The sequence below is a fragment of the Parapedobacter sp. SGR-10 genome, from assembly GCF_011030405.1.
Classification (GTDB): Bacteria; Bacteroidota; Bacteroidia; order Sphingobacteriales; family Sphingobacteriaceae; genus Sphingobacterium.
The window spans coordinates 1-944 of sequence record NZ_JAAJTJ010000066.1 but is presented as its reverse complement, the minus strand read 5'-3'; the positions used below and the strand labels follow the sequence as shown (position 1 = coordinate 944).

The following is a 944-nucleotide window of genomic DNA, read 5'->3' as shown; positions in this document are numbered from 1 at the left end:
TAGAGCTATTCACTTAGTTACTTATTATAATATCGTTGTAGGTCAGTTTTTTATGTTTTACCATTCTTGAAATTAGATTATCAAAAATAGTTTGCTTGTGTATTGACCTGTTTATTCTGTAGCTGAATTCGTCCAGATAGCCCTGTATATGATGTTTATGTATGTTGGAAAAGCTGGATCTCATCCATGCTTTTAGCTGATGTACAATGGTGTTCATTTCAAAGAAGGTTCTCCCTTTATCGCTCTTTTGCTGGCTGATATTGTACTCCTTTTTCAAAGGCTTGTAGCCTGTCCATTTATCTGTCATGACCTGAGCATTATTGGAAATGTGGGCATCGAAGATGACCCTCAGCGAAGCACAGCTGTAATCCTCGATAGGCTTGAAGTAGACTCGCTTAATGCCCGAGCCGTCCTTCTGGACCGCAGCAACGATTTTCTTCTTCTTGCTGTCAGTACTCCGCCCCTGTTTGAGGTCTTCACGACCGCCAAACACAAATTCATCAACGATTACATCCCCGTCCATCGGGTCTTTACCGCTGCTTTTCATCGCTTTTCGAACCTTTTGCATAAAAAGCCAGGCCGTCACATAACGAACCTCATAACGCTTGCTCATCTGGTTGGCGGAGATGCTCTTGGTCGTAGCGCTCATCTCGAAAACCATTCCGAAGGCCTTCCGTAAGCCAAACTTAACCTTGTGAAAAAGAGTCCCTGCTGTAGGACTTTCCAAATGATGGCATTTGTTGCAATCACGGGCCAGGTTCTTCCTGCGGACTGTATGTTTTGTGTGACCACATTTTACACAGGCATAACCCTGAGATGCTTTACGTGCTGCCAAATATGCCAAACAATCTTCATCACTCTTAAACCTGTCAAAAAAACTGACTATACTCTCGCCTCTAAAAATATCCATATAATAAATATACGTATTTAAATGAATAGCTCTA

Annotated in this window: 1 protein-coding gene; it reads right to left on the bottom strand. The window is 41.9% G+C overall.

Annotated elements, in window-relative coordinates:
* Positions 1-13 precede the first annotated feature (13 nt).
* Entirely contained in the window at positions 14-910 is an 897-nt protein-coding gene (locus G5B00_RS17870; protein WP_163878835.1) for an IS1595 family transposase, read from the bottom strand.
* Positions 911-944: the final 34 nt, after the last annotated feature.

Bases quoted from the DNA above. Each gene is read 5' to 3' on its own strand.
- G5B00_RS17870 (WP_163878835.1), bottom strand. From the start codon at position 910: ATGGATATTTTTAGAGGCGAGAGTATAGTCAGTTTTTTTGACAGGTTT.